Annotated in this window: 24 protein-coding genes and 2 pseudogenes; 15 read left to right on the forward strand and 11 right to left on the reverse strand. The window is 65.1% G+C overall.

Annotated features, from left to right (window positions below; all coding sequences use genetic code 11):
* Positions 1-5 precede the first annotated feature (5 nt).
* The 6 genes from L3V85_RS32480 to mdeB all read right to left on the reverse strand — a co-directional run bounded on the left by L3V85_RS32480 (position 6) and on the right by mdeB (position 7551).
* Entirely contained in the window at positions 6-671 is a 666-nt protein-coding gene (locus L3V85_RS32480) for an aldolase (RefSeq protein WP_237676692.1), read from the reverse strand.
* The gene (gene otnK, locus L3V85_RS32485) at positions 668-1939 is read right to left on the reverse strand and encodes a 3-oxo-tetronate kinase (RefSeq protein ID WP_237676693.1); all 1272 of its coding nucleotides are present in this window, start codon (positions 1937-1939) and stop codon (positions 668-670) included. Before otnK ends, L3V85_RS32480 begins: the two co-directional genes overlap by 4 nt.
* A gap of 5 nt (positions 1940-1944) precedes the next feature.
* Positions 1945-2961: a D-erythronate dehydrogenase gene (gene denD, locus L3V85_RS32490; protein WP_237676694.1), complete on the reverse strand. Its 1017-nt coding sequence runs from the start codon at positions 2959-2961 to the stop codon at positions 1945-1947.
* 28 nt (positions 2962-2989) lie between these two features.
* Positions 2990-3985: an L-threonate dehydrogenase gene (ltnD, locus tag L3V85_RS32495; protein ID WP_423838523.1), complete on the reverse strand. Its 996-nt coding sequence runs from the start codon at positions 3983-3985 to the stop codon at positions 2990-2992.
* A gap of 55 nt (positions 3986-4040) precedes the next feature.
* A complete protein-coding gene (locus L3V85_RS32500; protein ID WP_237680697.1) occupies positions 4041-4817 on the reverse strand; it encodes a FadR/GntR family transcriptional regulator in 777 nt (258 codons plus the stop codon).
* A 73-nt stretch (positions 4818-4890) separates the two neighbouring features.
* Positions 4891-7551 (reverse strand): alpha-ketoglutarate dehydrogenase, encoded by a 2661-nt coding sequence (gene mdeB, locus L3V85_RS32505; RefSeq protein ID WP_237676696.1) that lies wholly within the window; start codon positions 7549-7551, stop codon positions 4891-4893.
* 105 nt (positions 7552-7656) lie between these two features.
* On the opposite strand from mdeB, the gene L3V85_RS32510 reads away from it, so the two are divergent.
* On the forward strand, positions 7657-8130 hold the full coding sequence (locus L3V85_RS32510) for an Lrp/AsnC family transcriptional regulator (protein WP_237676697.1): 474 nt from the start codon (positions 7657-7659) through the stop codon (positions 8128-8130).
* A 15-nt stretch (positions 8131-8145) separates the two neighbouring features.
* Here L3V85_RS32510 and L3V85_RS32515 read toward each other — a convergent pair whose 3' ends face one another.
* Together L3V85_RS32515 and L3V85_RS32520 are read right to left on the reverse strand one after the other, a co-directional pair.
* Entirely contained in the window at positions 8146-10227 is a 2082-nt protein-coding gene (locus L3V85_RS32515) for a PhoX family protein (protein WP_237676698.1), read from the reverse strand.
* 138 nt (positions 10228-10365) lie between these two features.
* A complete protein-coding gene (locus L3V85_RS32520; RefSeq protein ID WP_237676699.1) occupies positions 10366-11517 on the reverse strand; it encodes a murein transglycosylase A in 1152 nt (383 codons plus the stop codon).
* On the opposite strand from L3V85_RS32520, the gene L3V85_RS32525 reads away from it, so the two are divergent.
* The 3 genes from L3V85_RS32525 to L3V85_RS32535 all read left to right on the forward strand — a co-directional run bounded on the left by L3V85_RS32525 (position 11516) and on the right by L3V85_RS32535 (position 13204).
* Entirely contained in the window at positions 11516-11656 is a 141-nt protein-coding gene (locus tag L3V85_RS32525) for a hypothetical protein (RefSeq protein WP_172839868.1), read from the forward strand. The two genes, L3V85_RS32520 and L3V85_RS32525, sit on opposite strands and share 2 nt — an antisense overlap.
* A gap of 196 nt (positions 11657-11852) precedes the next feature.
* Positions 11853-12509: an OmpA family protein gene (locus L3V85_RS32530; protein ID WP_237676700.1), complete on the forward strand. Its 657-nt coding sequence runs from the start codon at positions 11853-11855 to the stop codon at positions 12507-12509.
* 128 nt (positions 12510-12637) lie between these two features.
* On the forward strand, positions 12638-13204 hold the full coding sequence (locus L3V85_RS32535) for an OmpA family protein (protein ID WP_237676701.1): 567 nt from the start codon (positions 12638-12640) through the stop codon (positions 13202-13204).
* A 7-nt stretch (positions 13205-13211) separates the two neighbouring features.
* Here the strand turns inward: L3V85_RS32535 and L3V85_RS32540 are convergent, their stop codons facing one another.
* Complete coding sequence (locus L3V85_RS32540) at positions 13212-13838, reverse strand: response regulator transcription factor (RefSeq protein WP_237676702.1); 627 nt, start codon at positions 13836-13838, stop codon at positions 13212-13214.
* Positions 13839-14015: 177 nt separating this feature from the next.
* Here L3V85_RS32540 and L3V85_RS32545 point away from each other — a divergent pair, with 177 nt between their 5' ends.
* The 11 genes from L3V85_RS32545 to L3V85_RS32595 all read left to right on the forward strand — a co-directional run bounded on the left by L3V85_RS32545 (position 14016) and on the right by L3V85_RS32595 (position 23786).
* Positions 14016-14999: an IS5 family transposase gene (locus L3V85_RS32545; protein WP_237676703.1), complete on the forward strand. Its 984-nt coding sequence runs from the start codon at positions 14016-14018 to the stop codon at positions 14997-14999.
* A 397-nt stretch (positions 15000-15396) separates the two neighbouring features.
* Positions 15397-15663, forward strand: a complete 267-nt coding sequence (locus L3V85_RS32550; RefSeq protein ID WP_013521177.1) for a type II toxin-antitoxin system RelB/DinJ family antitoxin — start codon at positions 15397-15399, stop codon at positions 15661-15663.
* A complete protein-coding gene (locus L3V85_RS32555) occupies positions 15650-15931 on the forward strand; it encodes a type II toxin-antitoxin system YafQ family toxin (RefSeq protein WP_013521176.1) in 282 nt (93 codons plus the stop codon). Before L3V85_RS32550 ends, L3V85_RS32555 begins: the two co-directional genes overlap by 14 nt.
* Positions 15932-16203: 272 nt before the next feature.
* On the forward strand, positions 16204-17742 hold the full coding sequence (locus L3V85_RS32560) for an IS3 family transposase (RefSeq protein WP_237674290.1): 1539 nt from the start codon (positions 16204-16206) through the stop codon (positions 17740-17742).
* 209 nt (positions 17743-17951) lie between these two features.
* Positions 17952-18614, forward strand: a complete 663-nt coding sequence (locus L3V85_RS32565; protein WP_013521175.1) for a peroxiredoxin-like family protein — start codon at positions 17952-17954, stop codon at positions 18612-18614.
* Positions 18611-19600: a DMT family transporter gene (locus tag L3V85_RS32570; protein WP_013521174.1), complete on the forward strand. Its 990-nt coding sequence runs from the start codon at positions 18611-18613 to the stop codon at positions 19598-19600. Before L3V85_RS32565 ends, L3V85_RS32570 begins: the two co-directional genes overlap by 4 nt.
* Positions 19597-20313 carry a glutathione S-transferase family protein gene (locus tag L3V85_RS32575; RefSeq protein WP_013521173.1) on the forward strand — a complete coding sequence of 239 codons (717 nt, stop codon included), beginning with the start codon at positions 19597-19599 and terminating at the stop codon, positions 20311-20313. The genes L3V85_RS32570 and L3V85_RS32575 overlap by 4 nt, the downstream gene beginning before the upstream one ends.
* 1 nt (position 20314) lies before the next feature.
* Complete coding sequence (locus L3V85_RS32580) at positions 20315-21109, forward strand: SDR family NAD(P)-dependent oxidoreductase (RefSeq protein WP_013521172.1); 795 nt, start codon at positions 20315-20317, stop codon at positions 21107-21109.
* Between the two features lie 63 nt (positions 21110-21172).
* Positions 21173-21787, forward strand: coding sequence for a TetR/AcrR family transcriptional regulator (locus tag L3V85_RS32585; protein WP_013521171.1), 615 nt, complete (start codon positions 21173-21175; stop codon positions 21785-21787).
* Positions 21784-22488: a glutathione binding-like protein gene (locus L3V85_RS32590; protein WP_013521170.1), complete on the forward strand. Its 705-nt coding sequence runs from the start codon at positions 21784-21786 to the stop codon at positions 22486-22488. The genes L3V85_RS32585 and L3V85_RS32590 overlap by 4 nt, the downstream gene beginning before the upstream one ends.
* A gap of 128 nt (positions 22489-22616) precedes the next feature.
* Positions 22617-23786 (forward strand): AlbA family DNA-binding domain-containing protein, encoded by a 1170-nt coding sequence (locus L3V85_RS32595; protein ID WP_013521169.1) that lies wholly within the window; start codon positions 22617-22619, stop codon positions 23784-23786.
* Between the two features lie 265 nt (positions 23787-24051).
* On the opposite strand, the pseudogene L3V85_RS32600 reads toward L3V85_RS32595, so the two are convergent.
* Together L3V85_RS32600 and L3V85_RS32605 are read right to left on the reverse strand one after the other, a co-directional pair.
* Positions 24052-24321: pseudogene (locus tag L3V85_RS32600) on the reverse strand (transposase); the annotation flags it as partial.
* Between the two features lie 63 nt (positions 24322-24384).
* Positions 24385-24732, reverse strand: a pseudogene (locus L3V85_RS32605) (DDE-type integrase/transposase/recombinase); the annotation flags it as partial.
* Positions 24733-24749: the final 17 nt, after the last annotated feature.

Genomic DNA, 24749 nt, shown 5'->3' on the forward strand with positions numbered 1-24749 from the left:
TTTTACTACCAGCGCGCGCCGAAGACGCGGCGCAGTTCATCGATCTGTGCGGCATCCAGAGGCTCGGGCCTTGCGGCCTGCGTGAGCATCCGGAGCCGGGCGGTTTCCTCGAGTTCTTCGAGCACGGACATGGCGGCGGCCGGGGTGTCGTGCCAGACGTTGGGGCCCAGGCGCGAGAGCATCACCGCGCGTATCGGCGTGCCCGCCGTTCCGAGGCGCTCGATGGCCTGGGCCACCTGCTCTGCCGCTTCGGGCGCGCCGGGGCGGTGGTACGGAATGACGGGCACGTGGCCGACCTTCATCACGAAGTAGGGCGTGAGCGCGGGCAGCAGTTCGTCGTCCGTTCCGGTCAATGTGAGCGCGACGCAGTGGGTGCCGTGCGTGTGGATGACGCAGGCGGTGCTTGCATCGAACCTGCGCGCGGCGGCGTAGATGCGCGTGTGTAGCGCGATGGTCTTGCTGGCGCGGTCGCCGCTTGTCTGCTGTCCTTGCGCGTCGAGCCTTGCAAGGCGTGCCGGGTCGAGGAAGCCGAGGCAGGCATCGGTCGGCGTGATGAGAAAGCCGTCATCCAGCCGCACGCTGATGTTGCCGGCCGTGGCATGCACGTAGCCGCGCTCGAACAGGCTGCGGCCGACGCGGCAGATTTCCTCGCGGGCTTCGTTCTCGGTCATGCGAGCACTGTAAATGCCTTGGTGAAGAAATCGTCGCTGCCGAAGTTGCCGGACTTCAGCGCGATGTGCAGGCCGGTCTCGGGCGCGGCTTCCGAGCGCGCGTGGCACCACGGCACGCCGGGGTCGATCTGCGGGCCGATCTGCATCTGCGCGATGCCCAGCGCCTGCACGCATGCGCCGGAGGTTTCGCCGCCGGCCACCACCAACTGGCGCACGCCGCGCTCGACCAGGCCACGCGCGATGGCGGCGATGGTGCGCTCGACCATCGCGCCGGCTTCCTCGACGCCGAGCCTGCCTTGCACCGACTTCACTGCGCCGGCCTCCGCTGTGGAGTAGACGAGCACCGGGCCCTTGTCGATCAACGGCGCAGCCCACGCCAGCGCTTCTGCCGCGACGTCGACGCCCTGCGCAATGCGCAATGGATCGACGGCTATCGCCGCGCCGCCGCGCTGGATGAAGTCCTGCACCTGCCGGTTGGTGGCGAGCGAGCAGCTGCCCGAAACCACCGCTGTCTTGCCACCGGCTTCGGGCAATGCACTCGCCTGCGAAGAAGGCGCGAGTCCGAAGTTGGCCGGCAGGCCGATGGCCACGCCCGAGCCGGCGGTGACGAGCGGCATCTTCGCGAGCGCCGGGCCCATGCGCAGCAGGTCGTCGTTCGACACCGCATCGACGATGGCGATCGAGACGCCCTCGGCCTTCAGTTGCGCGATGCGTTCGGCGATGGCCGTTTCTCCGCGCGCCACCACGGCGTAGTCGATCAGCCCCACCTTGCGCTTGCACTGCGCCTGCAGCACGCGCACCAGGTTCGGGTCGGTCATCGGCGTGAGCGGGTGGTTCTGCATGCCGCTCTCGTTGAGCAGCACGTCGCCCGCGAACAGGTAGCCCTTGAACACGGTGCGCTTGTTGTCGGGAAAGGCGGGCGTAGCGATGGTGAAGTCGCATTGCAGCGCATCCATCAGCGCCTCGGTCACGGGGCCGATGTTGCCCTGCGGCGTGCTGTCGAAGGTGGAGCAGTACTTGAAGTAGATCTGCCGCGCGCCTTGCGACTGCAGCCAACGCAATGCCTCGAGCGACTGCGCGATGGCTTCTGCCGGCGCGATGGTGCGTGACTTGAGCGCGACCACGACGGCATCGACATCCGCGTCAAGAGGGTCTTCGGGCACGCCGATGGCCTGCACCACGCGCATGCCGGCGCGCACGAGGTTGTTGGCGAGGTCGGTGGCACCGGTGAAATCGTCGGCGATGCAGCCGAGCACGAGCTTTGCCATGGTGTTCAGTCCTTGGCGATTGGCAGCTTCACGGCCTGCACGTTCTCGCGCACGTAGTCGCGCAGGATGGCGTCGAAGCTCGCGTCGGCCTTCAGGCCCAGCGCCTCGGCGCGCGCGGCGTGGATGCGGCTGGGCCAGCTGGTGACGATCTTCGCGACGGCGGCATCGGGCGCCCAGTCGATCAAGGCGGTGGCGTCCTTGCCCGCGATGCGTTCGAGCGCCTGCGCCATCTCGCGCACGGTGGTCGTGAGCGCCGGCAGGTTGATGGCCGTGCGCGCGCCCCACTCGGCGGCGCCGGCCGTGGCCGCGCGGACGATGCCCGCGACGGTGTTGCCGGGCGAGGCCAGCGCGACCGGCGTCTCGGGCGACACGGGGCAGCGCGCGCGCTCGCCGGCCAGCGGCTCGCGCAGCATGCCGCTCAGGAAGCTGGAGGCCGCGCCGTTGGGCTTGCCCGGGCGCACCGACACCGTCATGAGCCGCACGTTGCGGCCCTGCACGAAGCCCTTGCGCGTGAAGTCGGCCACCAGCTGCTCGCCGATGAACTTCTGGATGCCGTAGCTGTTCTGCGGCGTCGGCAGCGTGGTGTCTTCGATCACGGCCGGCAGGCGCTGCTCGGGCGAATCGCCGAACACCGCGACCGAGCTGGAGAACACGAACACCGGCGCATGGCCGGCGCGGCGCGCGGCTTCGAGCAGGCCGCGGGTGGCGTCGAGGTTGCTGCGCATGCCGAGGTCGAAGTCGGCCTCGCACTCGCCGCTGACGGCGGCGGCCAGGTGGAACACGAGCTGCGTGTCGGCAATGGGCAGCGCGCCGCTCGCCAGTTGCTCCAGCAGGTCGCCCTGCACGAACTGCACGCGGGCATCGGCGGCCAGGTCGGCGGGCGGCGGCACGCGGTCGGCCAGCGTGATGCGCGAGACGGGCTGCGCGGCGCCGCCGGCCAGCGCGAGATTGCCGCCGGCGAGCAGCGTGCGGGCGAGGCGGGCGCCGAGAAAGCCGCAGCCGCCGGTGATGAGGATGTTCATGTGATGTCTCTCTCTCTGTGCTTTCTTTTCAGGCTTGTTTTTTCGGCGCCGGCACTTCGATGCCGGGGAAGATCTTGATCACGGCGCTGTCGTCCTCGCGCGCGTAGCCCGCGGTCGAGGCCTGCATGAACATCTGGTGCGCGGTGGACGACAGCGGCAGCGGAAACTTGCTGGCGCGTGCCACGTCGAGCACCAGCCCCAGGTCCTTCACGAAGATGTCGACCGCCGACAGCGGCGTGTAGTCGCCCGCGAGCACGTGGGCCATGCGGTTCTCGAACATCCAGCTGTTGCCCGCGCTGTGCGTGATGACTTCATACAGCGCGGCCGGGTCCACGCCTTCGCGCAGGCCCAGCGCCATCGCCTCGGCGGCGGCGGCGATGTGCACGCCGGCCAGCAGCTGGTTGATGACCTTCACCTTGCTGCCCGCGCCCGCGCTGTCGCCCAGGCGGTAGACCTTGGCGGCCATGGCGTCGAGCACCGCGCCGGCCCTGGCGTAGGCGGCGGGGGTGCCGGCTGTCATCATCGTCATCTGGCCGCTCGCGGCCTTGGCGGCGCCGCCGGAAATCGGCGCGTCGAGGTACAGGACGCCCAGCTTCGCGAGCCGCGCCTCGAGCGCCACCGACCAGTTCGGATCGACGGTGGAGCACATCACGAACAGGCTGCCGGGCTTCATCGACGCGGCGCAGCCGGGCGTGCTGCCGTCGCCGAACAGCACCGACTCGGTCTGCGCGGCGTTGACGACCACGCTGATCACGATGTCGCACTGCGCGCCGAGCGCGGCCAGCGAATCGCAGGCGGTGCCGCCGTCGCGCGCGAAGGCCTCGGCGGCGCCGGGGCGCACGTCGAACACATGCGGCGCATGGCCCGCGCGGCGCAGCGATTGCGCCATGCCGGCGCCCATGGCACCGAGGCCCACGAGACCGACGGTTGGAGCGGATGAAGAGGTCATGGAGGGTTTTGCCTTGAACGGTGTCCGGCGCGGGCCTGCATGGCTTGCGCCGTGATTTGTAAGGTCATCATACAAATTTCCACGATTCGAACCGCTCCGATCTAACCCGTACCCGGACCGCGCGGGGCCCCTAGTGGCGCGCGGGCCAGCCTTCGACCAGCGGCCGCGCGAGCTGCGCGCCCTCCTGCTGCCAGAACGCCGGGTCGGCCTGCTCGATGCGGCGGATCGCGTTGTCCATGTGCGACTTGGCGGCCTCGCGGGCACGCACCGGATCGCCCGCGTCGATGGCGTCGACGATCAGCGCATGCTCCTGCGCCACCTGGGCGGCGAAGTCGGCGCGGCGTGCCTCGTTGGCGCGCGTGACGCGGGTCGCGCCATGCAGGAACTGCCGCAGGTATTGCAGCGTGCCCAGCAGAAACGGGTTGCGCGCGGCCTCGGCGATCGCGGTGTGGAAGCGCACGTCTTCATCGGCCCCGTTGCCGCCGTCGGCCACCGCCGTCTTGAGCGCCTTGATGGCTTCGCGGATGCGGCGCAGGTCGGCCTTGGTACGCCGCTCAGCGGCCAGCGCGGCCACCTCGGCTTCGAGCGCGCGGCGCAGTTCGACCATCTGGATCACCGCCTCGCGCGAGGCGACGTGCGGCATTTCGAAGCGCAGCGGCTCGATGCCGGCGGCACGCACGTACACGCCGCTGCCCTGGCGCGAATCGACCAGACCCAGCGACTTGAGCCGCGAGACCGCCTCGCGCACCACGGTGCGGCTCACGCCGAACTGCCCGGCCAATGCGGTCTCGGTGGGCAGGCGGTCGCCTTCGGACAGGCGGCCGCTGCGCACCTCGGCGGCCAGTGCGTCGGCCACCCGGTCGGCCAGGCGAACGGTGGGGGCAACGGACTGGAAGCGGGCGGTCATGGGCATGGTGCGGCGATGGGCTGCGACTCTAACGCAGGCCCCGCGCGGCCCGCTCCCGCCCTTGCCGCCCGGCTCAGGCCAGCGCGTGGCGCGCGGCGTTCGCGATGCTGGCCGCATCGACACCGAAGAAGCCCCGCAGCGCGGCGCGCGTGTCGCTGCGCCCGAAGCCGTCGGTGCCCAGCGTGATGTAGCGGCGGCCCTCGGGCAGGAAGGCGCGCACGCTCTCCGGCACGACTCGCACGTAGTCGGTGGCGGCAATGATCGGGGCCTTGCCGCCCTTGCCGCCGAGCTGCTGCGCGATGAACGGTGTGCCGGCGTCCTTCTCGCCCGCCAGCGCGCGCTGTTCGCAGGCCAGGCCGTCGCGCGCGAGTTCGCTCCAACTCGTGACGCTGAACACCTCGGCCTCGATGCCTTCGTCGGCCAGCAGCTGCGCGGCCTTGACGACTTCGGTGAGGATCGCGCCCGAGCCCATCAGCGTGACCTTCTTCTTCGCCTTGCCCGATGCCGGCGCATACGTGCCGAAGCGGTAGCAGCCGCGCAGGATGCCGGCCTCCGCGCCCTCGGGCACGTCGGGCTGCGCGTAGTTTTCGTTCATGAGCGTGACGTAATAGAACACGTCCTGCTGTTCGACCATCATTTCGCGGATGCCCGCGTCGATGATGACCGCCATCTCGCCCGCATATGCCGGGTCGTAGGCCTTGCAGTTGGGAATGGTCGCGGCCACCAGGTGGCTGCTGCCGTCCTGGTGCTGCAGGCCTTCGCCGCCGAGCGTGGTGCGGCCCGAGGTAGCGCCCAGCAGGAAGCCACGCGCACGCTGGTCGGCCGCGGCCCAGATGGCGTCGCCAACGCGCTGGAAGCCGAACATCGAGTAGTAGATGTAGAACGGCAGCATCGCCAGCCCGTGCACGCTGTAGCTGGTGGCGGCGGCCGTCCAGCTGGCGATGGCGCCGGCCTCGCTGATGCCTTCTTCGAGGATCTGCCCGTCGGTGGCTTCGCGGTAGCTCAGCACCGAGCCGATGTCTTCCGGCGCATAGCGCTGGCCCACGCTCGAATAAATGCCGACCTGCTTGAACAGGTTGGCCATGCCGAAGGTGCGTGCCTCGTCGGCCACGATGGGCACGATGCGCGGGCCCAGGGCCGGGTCTTTCAGCAGATTGCCCAGCATGCGCACGAAGGCCATGGTGGTGCTCATTTCCTTGCCGGCGGCAGCGGTCGCGAACTGCGCGTAGCTCGCGATGTCGGGCTTGGCCACCACGTCGCAGGCGGTCTCGCGCCGGGGCATGGCCCCGCCGAGCGCTTCGCGGTGCTGGCGCAGGTAGCGCATCTCGGCGCTGTCTTCGGCCGGGCGATAGAAGTCCATCGCGGTGGCCTGCGCGTCGGTCAGCGGCAGGTTGAAGCGGTCGCGGAATTCGATCAGGTCCACATCGCCCATCTTCTTGTGCGAGTGCGTGGTCATCTTGCCCTGCGCGGCGCTGCCCATGCCGTAGCCCTTCTTGGTGTGGGCGAGGATAACCGTGGGCTGGCCCTTGTGCCGGGCGGCGGCCGCGTAGGCGGCATGGATCTTCACGAGGTCGTGGCCGCCGCGCTTCAGGCGGTCGATCTGCTCGTCGGTCATGCCTTCGGCCAGGCGCGCGAGCTCGGGGTTCTGGCCGAAGAAGTTGTCGCGGTTGAAGCGCCCGTCCTTGGCCGCGAAGGTCTGCATCTGGCCGTCGACGGTGTTGGCGAACACGCGGGCCAGCGCGCCGCTCACGTCCTGCGCGAAGAGGCCGTCCCAGTCGCTGCCCCACACCAGCTTGATGACGTTCCAGCCCGCGCCGGCGAAAAGCTTTTCGAGTTCGTCGATGATGCGTCCGTTGCCGCGCACCGGGCCGTCGAGCCGCTGCAGGTTGCAGTTGACGACCCACACGAGGTTGTCGAGTTTCTCGCGCGCGGCGAGCGTCAATGCGCTCATCGACTCGGGCTCGTCCATTTCGCCGTCGCCGAACACGCCCCACACCTTGCGGCCTTCGCAGTTCAGCAGGTTGCGGTGCGTGAGGTAGCGCATGAAGCGCGCGTGATAGATCGAGCTGATGGGGCCGATGCCCATCGAGCCGGTGGGGAACTGCCAGAAGTCCGGCATCAGGTACGGATGCGGATAGCTGCAGAGGCCCCGTGCGCCATTGCCGTCGACGAAGGCAGGAGCGGTGAGCTCCTGGCGATAGTGCTTCAGGTCTTCTTCGCCGAGGCGGCCTTCGAGGTACGCGCGGGCATAGACACCGGGCGCGCTGTGCGGCTGGAAGAACACCAGGTCGCCGCGATGGGCGTCGCTGCGTGCATGGAAGAAGTGATTGAACCCGGTCTCGAACAGGTCGGCCGCGCTGGCGTAGCTGGCGATATGGCCACCGAGTTCGCCATACGCCTGGTTGGCCTTGGCCACCATCGCGAGGGCGTTCCAGCGCATCAGGGAGGCGAGCTTTTCCTCGATGGCCAGGTCGCCCGGGAACGGCGGCTGGTCTTGCGCGGCGATGGTGTTGACGTATGGCGTCGCCAGTTCGGGCTGCCAGCCGATGCGCTGCTGGCGCGCCAGCCGCGCCAACTCGGTCAGCATCTGCTTGGCGCGCTCCGGCCCCTGGGTTTGCGCCAACGCCACGAAGGCGTCGCGCCACTCGGCGGTCTCGGCGGGATCGGGGTCGTGCGACAGCGGCGTATCGAGCAGCAGCGCGCGCATCTGGTCAGCGGAAATCGGGGCGTTCATGACGGCACTTTAGGCCGGCATGCGAAGAATTAGCTACCGGCGCATGCAAGCCCATGCGGACCTCGCGGCATAAAATTTCGCAAAATAACGGAGACACGGCATTTCATGCAACTGGACACCATCGACCTGCGCATTCTTGACGAACTGCAACGCGACGGGGGGCTGTCGAACGTCGAACTCGCGCGGCGCGTGCACCTCTCGCCGTCGCCCTGCCTGGCCCGGGTGAAGGCGCTCGAAAACCACGGCGTGATCGACCGCTACGTGGCCCTTGCGAACCCCAAGGCGCTGGGCCTCGGGCTCAATGTGTTCATCTCGATCAGCCTCGCGACCCAGAACCGGCAATCGCTCGCCGACCTGGAGCAACGCATTGCCGAGCACGACGAGGTGATGGAGTGCTACCTGATGACCGGCGACAGCGACTACCTGATCCGCATCGCCGTGGCCGACATGGCGGCGCTGGAGAAATTCATCATGGAACAGCTAACGCCGATTCCAGGGATCGAGAAGATCCGCTCGAGCTTTGCGCTCAAGCAGGTGAGATACAAGACGGCGCTGCCGTTGCCGGCAGCGCCGTCCTGAATCAGTACCGGCCGCTTACTTCGAGAGCTTCGGCTGGACAGGGTCGGCCGTGAGGTAGCCGACGGCTGCTGCGTAGCGCTCCTTGTAGTTCGCGCGGATCAGCGGTTCGAGCTTGGTGTAGACCTTGCTGTGCAGACCGTCGGCAGGCGTCTTCGAAGCTCCCGTGCCCCAATCGCCCGCATGCTGGAAGTTGCTCATGATGTACGTCCAGCCGTTGATCTCGTCGACCGCGTGCAGGCCTGTGGACTCGCCGCCCGCGGGGATCGACATGATGCGCGACAGCTTCTTCGTGTCGACGTTGTAGGCCCACAGGAAGTTGTTGACGTGGCTGCTGCTGTCCTCGCCGATGAACAGCGTGCGCATCTTTTCCGAGAACTTGAGGTTGTCGGGGTTGCCGACCTTGTCAGGGTTGGAGGTGTTGCCCAGTGCGTCGGCGGAGATGTCCTCGCCCACGAGCAGCGCGCGGGTCTGCGTCGGCACCCATTCGCTGTTGATCGCGGCGCCGCCGGTGTCCTTCTGGCCGCCCGTGAGGTTGTGCGCCATCACGCCGCCGGCGCTGAGCTTCTTGGGCAGCGCGATGTTGGTGCCGGCCGTCCAGCCCTTGCCGTCCTTGACCATCGAGTCCTGGATGTTCTGCAGGGCGGAATAGGCGATCTTGTCCTTGATGTTGACGGTCGTGCCTTCCATCTTGGTGAAGGCCATGCTCGCACCCATGAGGTTGGCGTAGCGGTGAGTTTCGAGGAAGGCGGCTGCCTTCTCCATCCCCGGCTTCAGGCGAACCCAGTTGGCCTTGCCATCGCAATACATCAGCGTGTAGGTGCTATCGACCGCGCTTGCCGGGGTCAGCGGCGTAGCGTCGCTGGAGCCGTTCTGCGTGGCGTACACCACGTCGAGGATGTCCGTGGCAACGAGCGAATTGGCCAGGGCCTCGATCTCGGCGCTGGTGGCGTGGCCGAGCTTGACCCAGGTCAGCTTCGTGGCCGCGGCGGCCGGGTCGATCGAGTAGCCCGCGTCGTACTTGGCGACATAGAGCGTGCCGGCCGACAGGTCTTTTTCCTTGTCGGCGACGAACATGAAGAAGCCGCCGTTGGTGTAGTCGTCGCCCATGATGGCGGTGCGGTTGTCAGGCATGACCTGGATCAGCTCGTGCGAGATGCGGCCCATGCAGTAGTGCTTCTTGACGCTGCCGGTGCCGTCGGGGTTCACGGTGATCTCGGGCAGGTGGCCATAGTGGTACGGGTTGGCCTTGGCCGGGTCGCCGAACACGTTCTGGCTATAGGCCTTGAACATGGCGGTGGTGGCGGCGGTGACCGCATCGGGCTCGTACTCTTCGCTCGACAGATGGGTGCCCCAGGGCGACAGGCTCGCGCCGCAGGTGATCCACAGGCCGTGGGCGCTGGACATGTCGACGTTGTGGTACTTGACCAGGCTCAGCTTGCCGGTGGTCTGGTCTTGGTCGAGCGTGAGCACCGCGATCGGCGAGGGCAGCGTGCCGTAGGTGTTGTTGCCGGCGAGGTCGCGTGTGGTGTATTCGAACTGGACCACGGCGAAGACCGGCTTGCCCTTGACGCCGTCGACCTTGGCGTTGGGCACGGTCAGCAGCGAGGTGCCGTCGGGGCTGTCGGAATAGAACTGGCGCGTGTTGGCCGGCACCGACTTGTCCAGGATGGGCTGGTTGTTGATGTCGTAGTAGCCGCCGGCCAGAATCTTGCCGCCCTTGCCGTCAGGCACCAGGTCGCCGGTCAGGAAGAAGGGCTGGTAGGCCAGCTTGTATTCGGTGGAGCTGCCGTTGTCGAACGAGATCTTGAGCGTGGAGCCGACCGCGGTGGTGGCCATCGCAGGGGCATCGGCCAGCGTGGGAGCGGCCATGCCGGTGAATTCGGCCGAAGCGAAGTTCGCGGCGGCCGGAGCCGGCGCGGGGGCCGGCGCGGGCAGCGGCAGGAAAGGCTGGCCACCGCCGCCACCGCCGCCGCAGGCGGTCAGGAAGGCGACGCCGCCCAGGGGCAGCATGGGGGCCGCGCTCAGCAGCTTGAGGGCGTGGCGGCGCGAGGGGATGGATGCGGCCGAGGGAACGTCGTTCCGTTTGTTTGCGGTCATGCGCAATGTCTTTCTTCGTGGGGGGTGGAAAAGAAACCAGCCCGCGAAGTTAGGCACTTCGTATGACGCTTCTGTGAATTGCTCAGCTTCTCGTCAGGTTGAATCGAACCATCCGACGAACCGATGCGCTCACGAAAGTCAGGGCGCCGGCAACTGCCTCGGCCACAGCGCCCACAGCCGCAGCGGCTGGTTCATGCTCGCCGCGAGCCGCCCGGCGTCGGCCCCGGTGCCGGCAAAGTAGTCGGCCCGCACGGCCCCCAGGATCGCGCTGCCGGTGTCCTGCGCCACCACCAGTTTCTGCAATTGCGCCGCCGGTCCGTTGGACGCCAGCCACACCGGCGTGCCGTAAGGAATGCTCTCGCGGTCGACCGCGATAGAGCGCCCCGCCGTCAGCGGCACGCCCTGCGCGCCGCGCGGGCCGAAGGCGGCATCGACCTCGCTCATGGTTTCTTCGCGGAAGAACACGTAGCGCGGGTTGCTCCACAGCAGTTGCGTCACGCGTTGGGGGTTCTGCGCGGCCCAGGCCTTGGTGTCGTCGGGCCACTTGCCGACCTTGGCCACGCCCTGGCTCATGAGCCATTGCTGCACGCTGCGGTAGGGCTGCTCGTTGGTGGCCGAGAAGGCCATGCGCACGGTGTGCTGGTAGCCGTTGGCCTCGGTGATGCGCAGCCGGCCGGAGCCCTGGATGTGCAGCATCAGCGCGTCGATGGGGTCGGCCATCCATGCGATCTCGCGGCCGCGCAGCGCGGCCTGGGCTTCGGGCAGGGTCTCGATTTCCTGGCGCGTGTACCAGGGACGGCGCGGCGCCAGGCCGTCGGGTGCCTGGTAGATCGGCACGTTGAAGGCGGCGGTGGGCACGCGCGAGGCTTCGTACACCGGCTCGTAGTAGCTGGTGAGCTTGCCTTCGGTCTGGCCGTTCAGCGCCTCGACGCGGTAGGGCTGCAGCCGGTCGGTCATCCACTGGCGCTGCTCTTCGGGCGTGGCGATGGTCAGCTGGCGCACGTCGCGGCACAGCGGCGCGAAGGCGGCATTGGGGCGCGAGCAGTTGGCCAGCAGCGCGATCCAGGCCTCGTGCAGCGGGTCTTCGCTGAAGCCCGGCAGTTCCGACCAGCCGACCGGCACCCAGCGGCTCTTGGGGTGCGCGAGCGAGCCGGTGAGCGGACCGAGGTCGCGCGGCGGGGTGACGGCGGGCGGGCGCGTCGGGAGGTCGGGTGCGCGCGGGCCGGTGGAACAGGCCGCGAGCGTTGCTACGATCACGAGCCCAACCAGCCACTGGAGTCCATTTCTCATGGGTTTGATTCTGCTTGAAGCCCTCGCCGCGGGACTCGTGTTCATCTTGATCATCTGGTGGACCATGTTTTCCGGCCGCAAGAAGGGTGAATTGCATGACGAGGACGACACCGACCGGAAGCCGCCGCCCGAAGCGTGAATTGCTCGTACAGTCCGATGCCGCGGCACCGTGTCGGAGAAGTACCCCATTGCTATTACTTTCGTAGCAATCATCGCAGCATTCATGGGCAATGGCGAAACTTTTCTTATTTTCCGTGGGGCTTTGAGGCCGTACCATCGCGGGCACCCGGGAGCTAAGCTGTGGCCCGCCTGACTCAACCTTGAAAGGGATCGCCATGAAAAAGTTCGTACTCGCAACCGTCGCCACCGCCCTCGTCCTGTCCGGCTGCGCCGGCGGCATGACCGACACGCAGCGCAATACCGGCATCGGTGCCGGCGTCGGCGCGTTGGGAGGCGCCGCCATCGGCGCGGCCACCGGCGGCCGCACCGGGGTCAATACGGGTCTGGTCGTCGGCGCCGCGGCCGGCGCGCTCGGCGGCTACCTGTGGTCGCAGCGCATGGAAAACCAGAAGCGCCAGATGGAAGCCGCGACGCAGGGCACCGGCATCGCCGTCACGCAGACGCCCAACAACGAGCTGAAGCTGCAGATTCCGAGCGACGTGTCCTTCGACGTGGGCCGCGCAAACATCAAGTCGAATTTCGCGCCGGTGCTCGACCAGTTCGCGAACGGCCTGCGCAGCAACCCGAACGCCGAGGTGCGCATCATCGGCCACACCGACAGCACCGGCTCCGACGCCATCAACAACCCGCTGTCGGTCGAGCGTGCCGCCAGCACGCGCGACTATCTGGTGGCGCGCGGCGTGAACCCGGGTGCCTTCCGCATCGAAGGCCGCGGCTCGCGCGAGCCGATCGCCGACAACAACAGTGACTCGGGACGCGCGCAGAATCGCCGCGTCGAAATCTTCGTGGGCGAGCGCGCACCGCAGGGCTGATCCAGCCCGGCGCCGGCGCGCATCCGTCCGTCGATCAGACAGTCAATCACTTCACCGGGGAAACCGGCCGCGCCTAAGAGCCGGTACCCGCCATCTGTCCGTTGGTACATAGAGAAAGAGGGAATCTCATGAGGAAGTTTGTCGTTTCGGGTGCGGCTGCGGCCGCATTGCTGTTCATCGCGGGCTGCGCTTCGCAGTCGACGCCGCCACCGGCGCCACCGGCCGCCGAGGCGCCGGCCCCCGCACCGGCGAACAGCTGGACCGCGCGCCTGGCCACGCTGAAGGCCGATCTCGAGACGTCGACCAAGGGCACTGGGGTGGTGATCGAGCAGACCGCCGACAACCAGCTGCACGTGGTGATCCCGAACGATCTGTCGTTCGACACGGGCCGCGCCAACGTCAAGCGCAACCTCGCGCAGGTGCTCGACAAGGTCGCGGCCGGCCTGAAGAGCGCCACCGCCGCCAGCGTGCGCGTGGTCGGCCACACCGACAGCACCGGCAGCGAAGACGGCAACGAGCGCCTGTCGGTGAGCCGTGCGGACAGCGTGCGCAACCACCTGGTGGCGCGCGGCGTGTCGACCACCGCCATCACGACCGATGGCCGCGGCTCGCGCGAAGCGCTGGCCGACAACGGCACGGCCGCCGGCCGAGCACAGAACCGCCGCGTCGAAATCTTCGTCGCGGAAAAGGCCTGAGGGGCCTCTAGAGGTCTCTCAGACGGTTGGCCAGCTCCACGGCCGACTTCACTTCCATCTTGTCGAACACGCGCGCGCGGTGGACTTCCACCGTGCGCACGCTGATCGCGAGCTGGTCGGCAATGAGCTTGTTGGGCAGGCCCTCGATCACGAGCCGCATCACGTCTCGCTCGCGGTCGGTCAGCTCGGCGATGCGCTCCGACAGGCCGCGGCGCTGGCGCTGCAGCTCGAGCGCCTGCAGCGACGCATTCAGCGCATGCTCGATGCGGTCGACCAGTGCGTTGTCCGAGAACGGCTTCTCGCAGAAGTCGAAGGCGCCGCGCTTCACCGCGTCGACGGCCGTCGGCACGTCGGCATGCCCCGTCAGGAAGATCACCGGCATGGCGGGCAGCAGGCCGCGCTCCACCAGCCGGTCGAACAGCACCAGCCCGCTCGTGCCGGGCATGCGCACGTCCAGCAGCAGGCACAGCGGCTGCTCGGGCAGCGGCCCCTGGTCGAGGAACTGCTCGAAGGCCTCGGCGCTGCCGAAATGCTCGCTGGCCAGCCGGCGCGAGCGCAGCAGCCAGGCGAGCGCTTCACGCACGCTGGCGTCGTCGTCCACGATAAAGATCAAGCCATCGATCAGCGGTTGCATGTCATGAGATCCAGCAGGAGATTGATTGTCTGAAAGTGCCGTCAGCCCGCCGCCGGCAGGGTGAAGCGGAACACGGTGCCGCGCGGCTTGTTCGGCTCGAACAGGCGTTGGTGCATGGATACTGCGCAGGCGTTCTGTTAGGCTCGCGGCCCTGATAAAAAGACCGCCTCCCGCCACATGCCCAACAAATTCAACGCCGATCACCGCCATCATATTCCGAAGATGCGGCACTTCGTGCGTAACTGGCCCGAATATGAATCGGGACTTCGCAACCGTGGCAGCCTGACGTTCTGGGTTACCCCGCAGGCGATGCAACTCTGGCCAGCCCAAGCGCGCAGCACACCAGGCGGGCAGTCCATCTATTCGAATCAGGCCATCCAAACCAGCCTGATGCTGCGCCTGGTATTTGGCCAAGCCCTGCGACAAACCGAGGGTTTGATGAGGTCGATTTTCCAGCTTCTCGAGATTGATCTGAAGGCCCCCGACCACACTACCTTGAGTCGCCGAAGCATGACCCTCAAGGCTTTGCCACGCCAGTGCGCGCTGCCCGCCGGGCCGCTGCATTTGTTGATCGACAGCACCGGGCTGAAGCTGTTTGGCGCAGGCGAATGGCTGCAGAAAAAGCACGGACAAAAGTCGCGGCGTAGCTGGAGAAAGCTGCACTTGGCAGTGGACGCCAGCACGGGGCACATCGAGGCGTCGGTCTTGACTGGCCAGGATGTCGATGACCCATCTCAGGTTGGTCCACTGCTTGATCAGATCGAGCACGAAGTCGCCTCTGTTACCGCCGACGGCGCCTATGACGGCGAGCCAACCTACGAGCGGATTGCCCAACGCGATACGCAAATCGACGTCATTATTCCACCGCGCGTTACCGCCCAGCCCAGCGCGCAATTCGAGGCAGCGCCGACCACACGCGACAACCACCTGTTGATGATTCAAAGCTTGGGACGGCTGGAGTGGCAAGAGGCCTATGGCTACGGCAAACGTGCGCTGGTGGAAACCACGATGGGTCGCTTCAAGGCCATCATCGGGCCAAAGTTGCGTGCCCGTGATCCACGTGGCCAGCAGGCCGAGGCAAATGCTGCGGTGGCGGTGCTCAACCGCATGCTGAGCGCTGGACGCCCGAACTCCGTCCGCACTTCAGCAGCTGCCGTCTAAGCCCCTGCGGGGTTGGGGTAACCCCGGTCCCAGCGGTATCCATGCACCAACGCCTCTCGCATCGCCACTTCCGACGATGAGATCCACTCTTTGACATTTGAGGGGCCAAGCTGCGGGGGATTCTCCCGGCCGGCGGCCGCGAGAACCGGCTATGTCGTGCTACGCATCGAGCCAGGCGGCCACGGCCGCCCGTCTCGCCCCTGGCGGGCTTCCAGCGCCTTCCCGACGCTCACCGGGCCGGTGGCCCTCGCCGCTAGGCTACGAGGCCCTGGCGGGCCTTTCTGGGGTCGTCTCAGAAAACGGACAACAAAGCACGGTAAGCAAACCGGCATTGCCCTTAAGCTGTAGTCACATTGCGACTACAATAGAGCCTCTGAAACCTTCAAGGGAAATGACCATGAGCACCGCCGATACCTATGTCCGCGCTCGCATCGACACCAGCACCAAGGAGCGTGCCGCTGATGCGCTCGAAGCAATGGGGTTGTCCATCTCTGACGCCATCCGCTTGCTGATGCTGCGCATTGCTGATGAGCGCCGGATGCCCTTCGATGTGAAAGCCCCTAACGCCACCACGCGCAAGGCCATTGCCGAACTTGAGGCTGGGAAAGGCAAGCGTTTCGCCAGCGTTGATGACCTGATGGCAGACTTGCATGCGGACGATTGATCGCGCCTCAGCCTTCAAACGCGACTACAAGCGCGAGGCCAAGGGCCAGCATCGGGCTACGCTCGATAGCGATTTGAAGCCCGTTCTCGTGGCCCTGGCGACCGATCAGCCGCTTGACGCAAAATTCCGCGATCACGACCTGAGCGGCGACTGGGCAGGTTATCGGGAATGCCACGTCAAGCCCGACCTGCTGCTGATCTACCGCAAGTCGGATGCCGACACTCTCCGACTGGCACGGCTTGGCTCGCACAGCGAGCTTTTCGGTTGAGCCTGTCCGATTGAAGTACAGCCTAACCGGGCGTCAGACGAAGCGGCGAAAGGGCGTCAGAGTAGGGTCTTTTCAGGCATTTCCTGACGCCTTCGGCGCGGCGTCTATGGCCTCAACCTGACACGCCAGCCCTTAGCGTGCTTTGTTGTCCGTTTTCTGAGACGACCCGTAAAAGACCGGTGGGGCATCTTCCATGCGCAGCCTGTTGATTTCCATGCAAAGCTGACCCACCGGGGGTGCGGACGAAAACTTGGACTACCAAGAGGTAGTTCATGTATTCCTACGAAGACCGAATCCGAGCCGTTGAGCTCTATATCAAGCTGGGCAAGCGCGTCAGACCGACCATCCGTCAGTTGGGCTATCCCACCAAGAATGCATTGAAAGGCTGGTACGCTGAGTATCAAGAGCGGCTCGACTTGCCGGTGGGGTACGCAGGTCGAGAACCCAAGTTCTCTCAGGCGCAGAAGGCTGCGGCCATCGAGCACTACCTCACCCACGATCGCTGTATTGCTGCCACGATGAGGGCCCTGGGCTATCCAGGCAGGGGAACCCTGACCAAGTGGCTTCGTGAAGCCCTTCCTGAGGCCAGGAAGGCTGTCGTTGGCAGCGTAGGCCAACGAAGGTATCCCGTGTCCTTGAAGCAGGCCGGAGTCATGGAGCTTTGCACCCGGCAGGAAAGTGCACAGTCTGTTGCCGACAAGCTGGGCGTGTGCCGGCCAACGTTGTACAACTGGAAGAACCAGCTTCTGGGACGTGAGGCACCCGCATCCATGAAACACACCGATCAATCACCGCAGGCGCGAGAGCGAGAAGAGCTCGAACGCCAGGTTGAGATACTGCGCCGCGAAGTCAGGCAGCTGCGCCTTGAGCAGGACCTCTTAAACAAGGCCAATGAACTGTTAAAAAAAGGCCTGGGCGTCGATCTGCAGCTCCTGTCCAACCGGGAGAAGACACTGCTGATTGACGCCCTCAAGGAGCACTATGGCCTGCCAGAGCTTCTTGCACAGTTGGGTCTTGCGCGCAGCTCCTACTTCTACCATCGGGCGCGTGCAGCAGCGGGAGACAAGTACCTCTCCGCGCGTCGTGCGATCACCGAGATCTTTGAGTCGAATCATCGCTGCTACGGCTACCGCAGGCTGCAAGCCTCGCTGACCAGGCAGCAAGGCCCGATCTCCGAGAAGGTGGTGCAGCGCCTGATGAAGCAGGAGAGCCTGGTTGTAGCTAGGCCCAAGAGGCGGCGGTATGCGTCTTACCTGGGCGAGATCAGCCCGGCACCAGAGAACATCATCAACCGAGACTTCCAGGCTGCAGCGCCCAACGAGAAATGGCTGACCGACATCACGGAGTTCCAGATCCCTGCGGGCAAGGTCTACCTGTCGCCGATCATCGATTGCTTCGACGGGATGGTGGTGAGCTGGACCATTGGCACGAGCCCGGACGCTGAACTGGTCAACACCATGCTGGATGCTGCGATAGAGACTGTGACGGAGACCAGCGACCGACCAGTGGTCCACTCAGACCGCGGAGGGCACTACCGCTGGCCAGGCTGGCTATCGAGAATGAGCGAAGCGAACCTTACCCGTTCGATGTCCCGCAAGGCCTGCTCGCCTGACAACGCAGCCTGCGAGGGATTCTTCGGGCGGCTGAAGAATGAGCTGTTCTATCCTCGGGACTGGAAGGGCACGACCATCGAGCAGTTCATTGGGGTGGTCGATGACTACATCCGCTGGTACAACGAGAAGCGGATCAAGATCTCCCTTGGCTCCCTCAGCCCCATCGAATACCGGGTGAGCCTTGGACTTGCGGCATAAAACCAGTCCAAGTTTTTATCCGCACCCCCTCCTGGGGGTTAGTGGGTCACTTCTGCGTGGAAATCAACACCGTTGACCTGTATAGGCTTCTGATGCGACCTGCATTCAGGCAAAACGCTTGACACAAGCCATTTTTTATCGACTGATATAAAATAACGGGAGTCCGCTGCGATCCCCGCCGCGACTGCCTTGCTCGAAGGGAGATCCAAGTGGCCGTTATTGATCTTGATCGACAACTGCAAGAATTGCGAAAGGAGTTCGCCCGCACCGCTCCAGCCGGCCGGGTCGCGCTCTATGAGTCCAGGATCGAGGAACTGCGATCGACCTTTGCGAGGCACGCTGCGCTGAAGGAGGGAGACAGGGCCCCCGACTTTTCGTTGCCGGACGCCCAAGGCGGCACGGTGTCGCTGTCCGCTGCTCTCAAGCAAGGTCCTGTGGTGGTGACCTTCTATCGAGGTGGCTGGTGTCCGTACTGCAACCTCCAACTGCGGTCCTACCAGGCCTTGCTGCCCGAGTTGGCATCCTTTGGCGCAAGCATGCTGGCCATCTCACCTCAGCTTCCGGACGCATCACTGTCAACCGCGGAGCGCGAGGCGTTGACGTTTAACGTCCTGAGCGATCTGGGCAATGACGTGGCTCGCCAATTCGGGCTGGTCTATCCATTGCCGCAGGAACTGCGCGATGCCTTGAGTTCCAGCAACAAGGCGCTGCCGAGCATAAATGGGGACGCCAGTTGGGAGCTGCCCGTTCCCGCCACCTATGTGATCACGCCGAACCAGAGGATCTCGCTGGCTTTCATCGAGGTCGATTACCGGCAGCGATTGGCCCCGCAGCGACTTCTTGCGGCGCTGCAAGAGCAGGCGGTTACGTGACGCAGGCCGTCGACTTGGTGCAAGAAGCGGTAGTCGGACCGGCTGCCGCGTCGTGGCCTCAGAGATCATCCCGGAACGTCTTGCGCGGATTCTGCTGGGCCGGGCTCAGCGTCACGATCTTTGCGGGCTGGTTCGTCGTGACGCGCTTCAGTGTCACGCGCGAACTTCGCCTGTGGGATGTGACCGCGCTGCGGTTCGGCATCGGTGCCGTCATTCTTCTTCCAGTGCTGTTGCGGGGAAAGAGACGCCTATCAGCCAAGGAATGGCGTGAGGGGCTGGTCTATGCCTGCCTTTGGGGGTTGCCCTTCGTCCTGGCGGTCGCGCTCGGCCTGCAGCTCACGTCGGCCGGCCGCGCGGCAGCGATAGCGCCGACCCTGATGCCGGTATTCGCCGGCGCCTTCGCGTGGATTTTCCTGAAAGAGAAACAGGGCCGCGCGCGCTGGTGTGGCTACCTCGCCATCATCATCGGACTGGTGTTCATGGTTGCAGGCGGTGTTTCCGCTCACGGTGGCATGAACCCGATGGGCCTCATCGCCCTGATGACTGCCGCTGCCATGTGGGCCGTCTACACGCTGCTTTTTCGGCGCAGCGCCCTGACACCTGTGCAGGCCGCAGCCCTGATCTGCTTCTGGTCGGCCATCCTCTTCCTGCCGATCTATATTTTTGGCGGGCTCAGTCGCCTCGCCATGGCCTCACCCAGCGAGATCGGCTTGCAGGCCGTCTATCAGGGCGTCCTGATGAGCGGCGTTGCGATCGTTTCCTTCAATCGCTCTGTCGCGCTTCTGGGCCCATCTGCGGCCACAGCCATCATCGCCCTGATTCCGGTCGTTGCTTCGCTGGCCGCCATTCCCGTACTTGGAGAGCTGCCGTCTGGTGGAGAGTGCGTTGCACTTGCCGTCGTTGTTGGCGGCGTGCTCTTGGCAGCACGTCCTGCCCGTAAAGCAGCGAAGCCATCGATTTCCGCAACCACGAGGCATACACCATGATCCGGTTCTACTTTCATCCGACCCCCAACCCCGCAAAGATCGCGCTCTTTCTGGAGGAGACCGGTCTGGCCTACGAAGCCTTGCCGGTCGACACAAGCAAGGGCGAGCAGCATGCGCCCGCCTTTCGTGCGATCAATCCGAACGGCAAGGTACCGGCCATCGTCGATACCGAGGGGCCGGGCGGCAACGAAGTCAGGGTCTTCGACTCGACCGCCATCCTGATCTATCTGGCGGAAAAGACCGGCCAGCTTCTGGGCACGTCCGAGGATCGGCCGGAGTTGCTGTCCTGGCTGCTCTTCATCGCCTCGGGATTGGGGCCGTTCTCCGGGCAGGCGGTGCACTTCCAGTTCGCCGCGCCCGAGGGCTTGGACTACGCGGCCAATCGTTACCGCCGCGAGGCGGAGCGGCACTATCAGGTTCTCAACGATCACCTGTCCGGACGCGAGTTCATCGTCGGCAGCGGTTTCACGATCGCCGACATCTCCGCCTGGGGCTGGCTCGATCGCGCTTCCCGCGTGCGCAAGGGCGCCGAGGATCCTCTGGGGCCCTTTCCCGAACTGAAGCGGTGGTTCGCAGGCGTGGATGCGCGTCCGGCGGTCGCTCGCGCCCGGGCGCTCGCCAAGAGCCATGCGTTCAAGGCGATCAACGACGAGGAGACCAAGCGTGCGCTCTTCCCGTCGAACTATCCCCCTGCATCGGCGCAAGGAGTTTGAAATGGAACTGAAGAACAAGCGGGTCCTCGTCACGGGCGGATCGAGCGGGATCGGCCTCGCGCTGGCCCATGCGCTGATCGCGCGAGGCGCCAGGGTGGTCATCACCGGAAGGCGCAGAAGCGTCCTGGACGATGCACTGCGCAGCCTTGACTCGGCGACGGGCGTCTGCGCTGACGTGGGAAGTCCCGAGGGACGCGCGGCCACGCTGGACCAGGCGATACAGACGCTGGGCGGACTCGACATCCTCGTCAACAACGCCGGCGGCGTGCGGGCTGGCCGGCTGGAGAACACCACGGAAGCCGATATCGAGCAGATGGTGATCGTCGACTTGCTCGCGCCAGTCTTGTTGACCCGCGCGGCGCTCCCCGCTCTGCGGGCCAGCGGAGATGCCATGGTGGTGAATGTCGCCTCCGGCATTGCCCTGGTCGGCGCACCCTTCTATGCAACGTATGCCGCGGTGAAAGCAGGTCTGGCTCGCTTTGGCGAGGCGCTCAGGCGCGAGCTCAAGGGCGAAGGCATTCATGTGTTGACGGCCTATCCTGGAGGCACGGACACGCCGATGATGAAGTCGAATCGCGCTGGTCCCGAACTGGGGTTTTCGCGCGAGCCTGCTTCTGCGGTGGCCGATGCCATCGTCGCCGGGATCGAGGCGAACGCTTTCGAGGTCATCCGGGGCGGGGAGGCGAGAGCCCAGATGATTGCGCTCAACCGTAACGATCCGGTAGCGGTCGATGCGAGATTCCTGACGCTCAAGAGCGCGCTGGAAGAGGCGGTCAAGGACCACAGCGCATTGTGACGACGCGGCATCAAGCACCGCATCCACTCACGAAGCCAACCACGAACCGATCCAGGAACGATCATGGCGCGCCCCAGAGAGTTTGACGAAGCAGTGGCCCTCGATGCCGCGATTCAATGCTTCTGGTCGAGGGGCTACGAAGCCACCTCGGTGCGGGACCTGGCCGACGCGATGGGTATCGCCGGCCCCAGTCTGTACAACACGTTTGGCGACAAACGCACGCTGTACCGGCAGGCGCTCGAACACTATGTCGAGCGAGGCTTTTGCGATCGGGTCCGGCGCTTCGAGTCCCAGTTGGCACCTCGTGCGGCCATCGGTGCGTTCTTCGATGAGATCATCGAATTGTCGCTGGCCGACGACCAGCGCAAGGGATGCCTGATCGTGAACTCGGCACTGGAGCTGGCACCTCACGACGCGGAGTTTCAGGCTGCACTGGCCGCTGTCTTGCGCGACATGGAGGCCTTCTTCTACCGTTGCGTCAAGGCCGGCCAAGATGCCGGCGCGATCAACATCACGTTGCCGGCCGATGATCTCGCCCGGATGCTGCTCGGCTTGCTAATGGGGCTGCGCGTCCTCGCGCGATCGCGGCCAGAACCGGAATTGCTGCGTGGGCTTGTCCGGCCCGCATTGGCGCTGCTCGATGGCGCCGGCACATCTCAACGACGGAGTCGCAAATGATCGACCTCTACTATTGGCCCACGCCCAATGGCCACAAGGTCACGATGTTTCTGGAGGAGGCTGGCCTCGAATACCGCATTCATCCTGTCGACATCAGTGCGGGCGACCAGTTCAAGCCTGAGTTCCTCGCGTTCTCGCCGAACAACCGGATGCCTGCGATCATCGACATGCAGCCGGTCGACGGCGGGGAGCCCGTGACCGTCTTTGAATCGGGCGCCATCCTGGTCTATCTTGCGGAGAAAACGGGTCGCTTCATGCCGACCGACCTGCGTGAGCGCAAGGCGGTGCTGGAATGGCTCTTCTGGCAGGTCGGTGGACTCGGCCCCATGGCCGGTCAGAACCATCACTTTGGCATCTATGCGCCCGAGAAGATCCCCTATGCCATCACGCGCTACGTCAACGAGACCAATCGCCTGTACGGTGTGCTCGACCGACGCCTGGCCGTGCAGGAATATCTCGCAGGTGAAACCTATTCGATCGCGGACATGGCGACCTACCCCTGGGTGGTGCCGTGGAAGCGCCAGCAGCAGGAACTCGACGAGTTCCCCAGTCTGCGGCGGTGGTTTGATGCGATTCGCAATCGTCCCGCGACGATCAGGGCCTATGCGCGCGGCGAGCCTTTCGCATCGCGTCCTGCGGTGACGGAGGAGGGCAAGAAGCTTCTGTTCGGTCAAACTGCCGCAGGCCCGCAGGCGCGCTGATACGTTTATGGTGCACACACCAGCGATTACTCAAAGTCAAAGCAATCACGCGACGTGGGCGTGCGCCAGCTGCTGCAGGGAGCTCGGGAATTCGTGGAGATCTTTCGAGGCGCGGGCATGATATCGCTATGACCATCGAACCGTGGGCGGACGCCCAGCTATCTGAAGATATTCCTCGGCTTGCTCAGGGCGGTGAGAGCGAGACTGTGGAATTCAAGCGAGAGCTGCCAAAGCAGGTGCGGGATCTTGCCAAGGAAATCGCGGCTTTCGCTTCCAGCAGCGGGGGCCGACTCCTTCTTGGAGTGGCAGACGACGGCTCGATTCCAGGAGTCGAAAATGCACATGACCCAGCGGTTCGAGATGATCTCGGCAGAAGGATCGTGGGCGTTTGCCAGATCATCGATCCCCCCGTCCGCCCGCAGATCGGCTGGACATCGGCAAATGGGCTCGGCGTTCTCGTCATCACTGTCGAGAAGGGTTCAGAGCCTCTGTACTACGTGGATTCGCGCGCGTACATCCGGCACGGCACGGTCTACCGACCGGCGACGGCCTCAGAGGTTCGCGCTGCCTTGACAGCTTCCATGCCCGGGGAGGCCGCAGAAGGACCCAAGAATCATCCGGAGCTGTCTGCGCTGGCCGACGTGCTCGCCAACGTGCGACGCTGGAGCGATACGGACTCCGAGATGCGAAGCCTGAAACCCTGGATTGAAGATTGGTCGGCAGATGCGGAGGTCTATGCGTCAAAGCTGCGCGACCTGTCCGTCTCCGACTGGGCCATTGAGAGCCACGTCAATGAACGGTTGGAAGCCACAGCTGAGAAGCTCGATGAAGTCGCACAGTTCCGGCACTACCTCGGCGAAGGGGAAAACTTCAACGACGTGTGCAACTCCGCAGGCTTCGCTGCTGCGGAGTTGATGCGCGATCTGGTCGATCCTATCGAGGTCAGCGATGAGACACAGCGAAAAGTCCTGGAGGCGATTGCCAAACTTGCCCGCAAGTTGACCCAAATGTGGGACCGTGCCAACAAAGAGATCTTCGATGGGCGTGTCGAGAAAGCCCAGCAGGAAACCTATGGCATCGGCCAGCAAATCGCCACTTGGACCTATTTCAGGCTGTCTGTTGTGCCGGAAAGCACGCTGGCCGATCTGCGCCGAATCGGTCTTAGCCTGCTCCAACTGGTGTCCATGAGGGTCTACATGGATGGCGGCGCTTCACTACAGCGCATCGTCGATGATGCTCAGACTCTTGTGAAAGAGCTGAATGCGAACGTCGAGAGTTTCCTGCAGTTCGATCGCTGAGTACTGTGTGCGCCGCCGTTTGCCCTTGGGCGGCTGCGGGCCACGGCTGCCAGAGGCGTGCTCGCTCCAGCGGTACGGTGACCGTGCGCGCACTCAGCGTCTATGCGCTGGCGCGCGCCTCAGGTCGCCGGGAAGCACAATCCCCAGGCTCCCATGCAACTCCTGACATGGATGCGGTCCGTAGCTACCCGGAACCCGAATACCCTCTAAACCCGCGTCAGATATGGGTTTGCGTCCGTCCGATGCAAATCGAAAGTCCTTGACAGCGGACATTTTTTAGGATGTCGCGCTCCTCGGTCAGACGCTTGATCTCGGCCTTCAGTCGCCGGACCTCCGCCGAGTCCTTCGCCGTCGGCAGCAGTGCCGCCTCCGCGCCGTCGGCATTGGCAGCGCTCTTCGCCTTGCGCAGCCACTCGTACAGGCTGTGGGTGGAGACCCCGAGCCGCTGGGCCACATCGGCCACCCGGAAGCCACGTTCGGTTACCTGCTTGACCGCTTCGGCCTTGAACTCATCCGTGTACTGCCTGTTGCTCATAAACACCTCTGTCGTTGCCATGAATTATGGCTCCTAGGTGTCTACGAAAGGCTGGCCGGTCCAGACCTCCGTTTTGTACAAGCCGTTGATAGTTTCAGCCAGGGCGTTGTCATAGGAGTCGCCGGTGCTGCCCACCGAAGGCATCAGGCCAGCTTCCTCCAAGCGCTCTGTGTAGCGAATGGACACGTACTGACTCCCCCTGTCGGAGTGATGAATCAGCTTTTCATCGCTTGAAGGATGCCGTGCGTAGAGAGCTTGCTCCAATGCATCCACAACAAAGTCAGTGCGCATGTGGCTGCTGACTCGCCAACCCACAATCCGGCGGGCATAGACATCAATCACAAAGGCCGCAAACATCTGACCTTGCCATGTCGATACATAGGTAAAGTCTGCAACCCAAAGCTGGTTGGGGTCTCCTCGTTTTCAGT

The organism is Variovorax paradoxus, assembly GCF_022009635.1.
Classification (GTDB): Bacteria; Pseudomonadota; Gammaproteobacteria; order Burkholderiales; family Burkholderiaceae_C; genus Variovorax.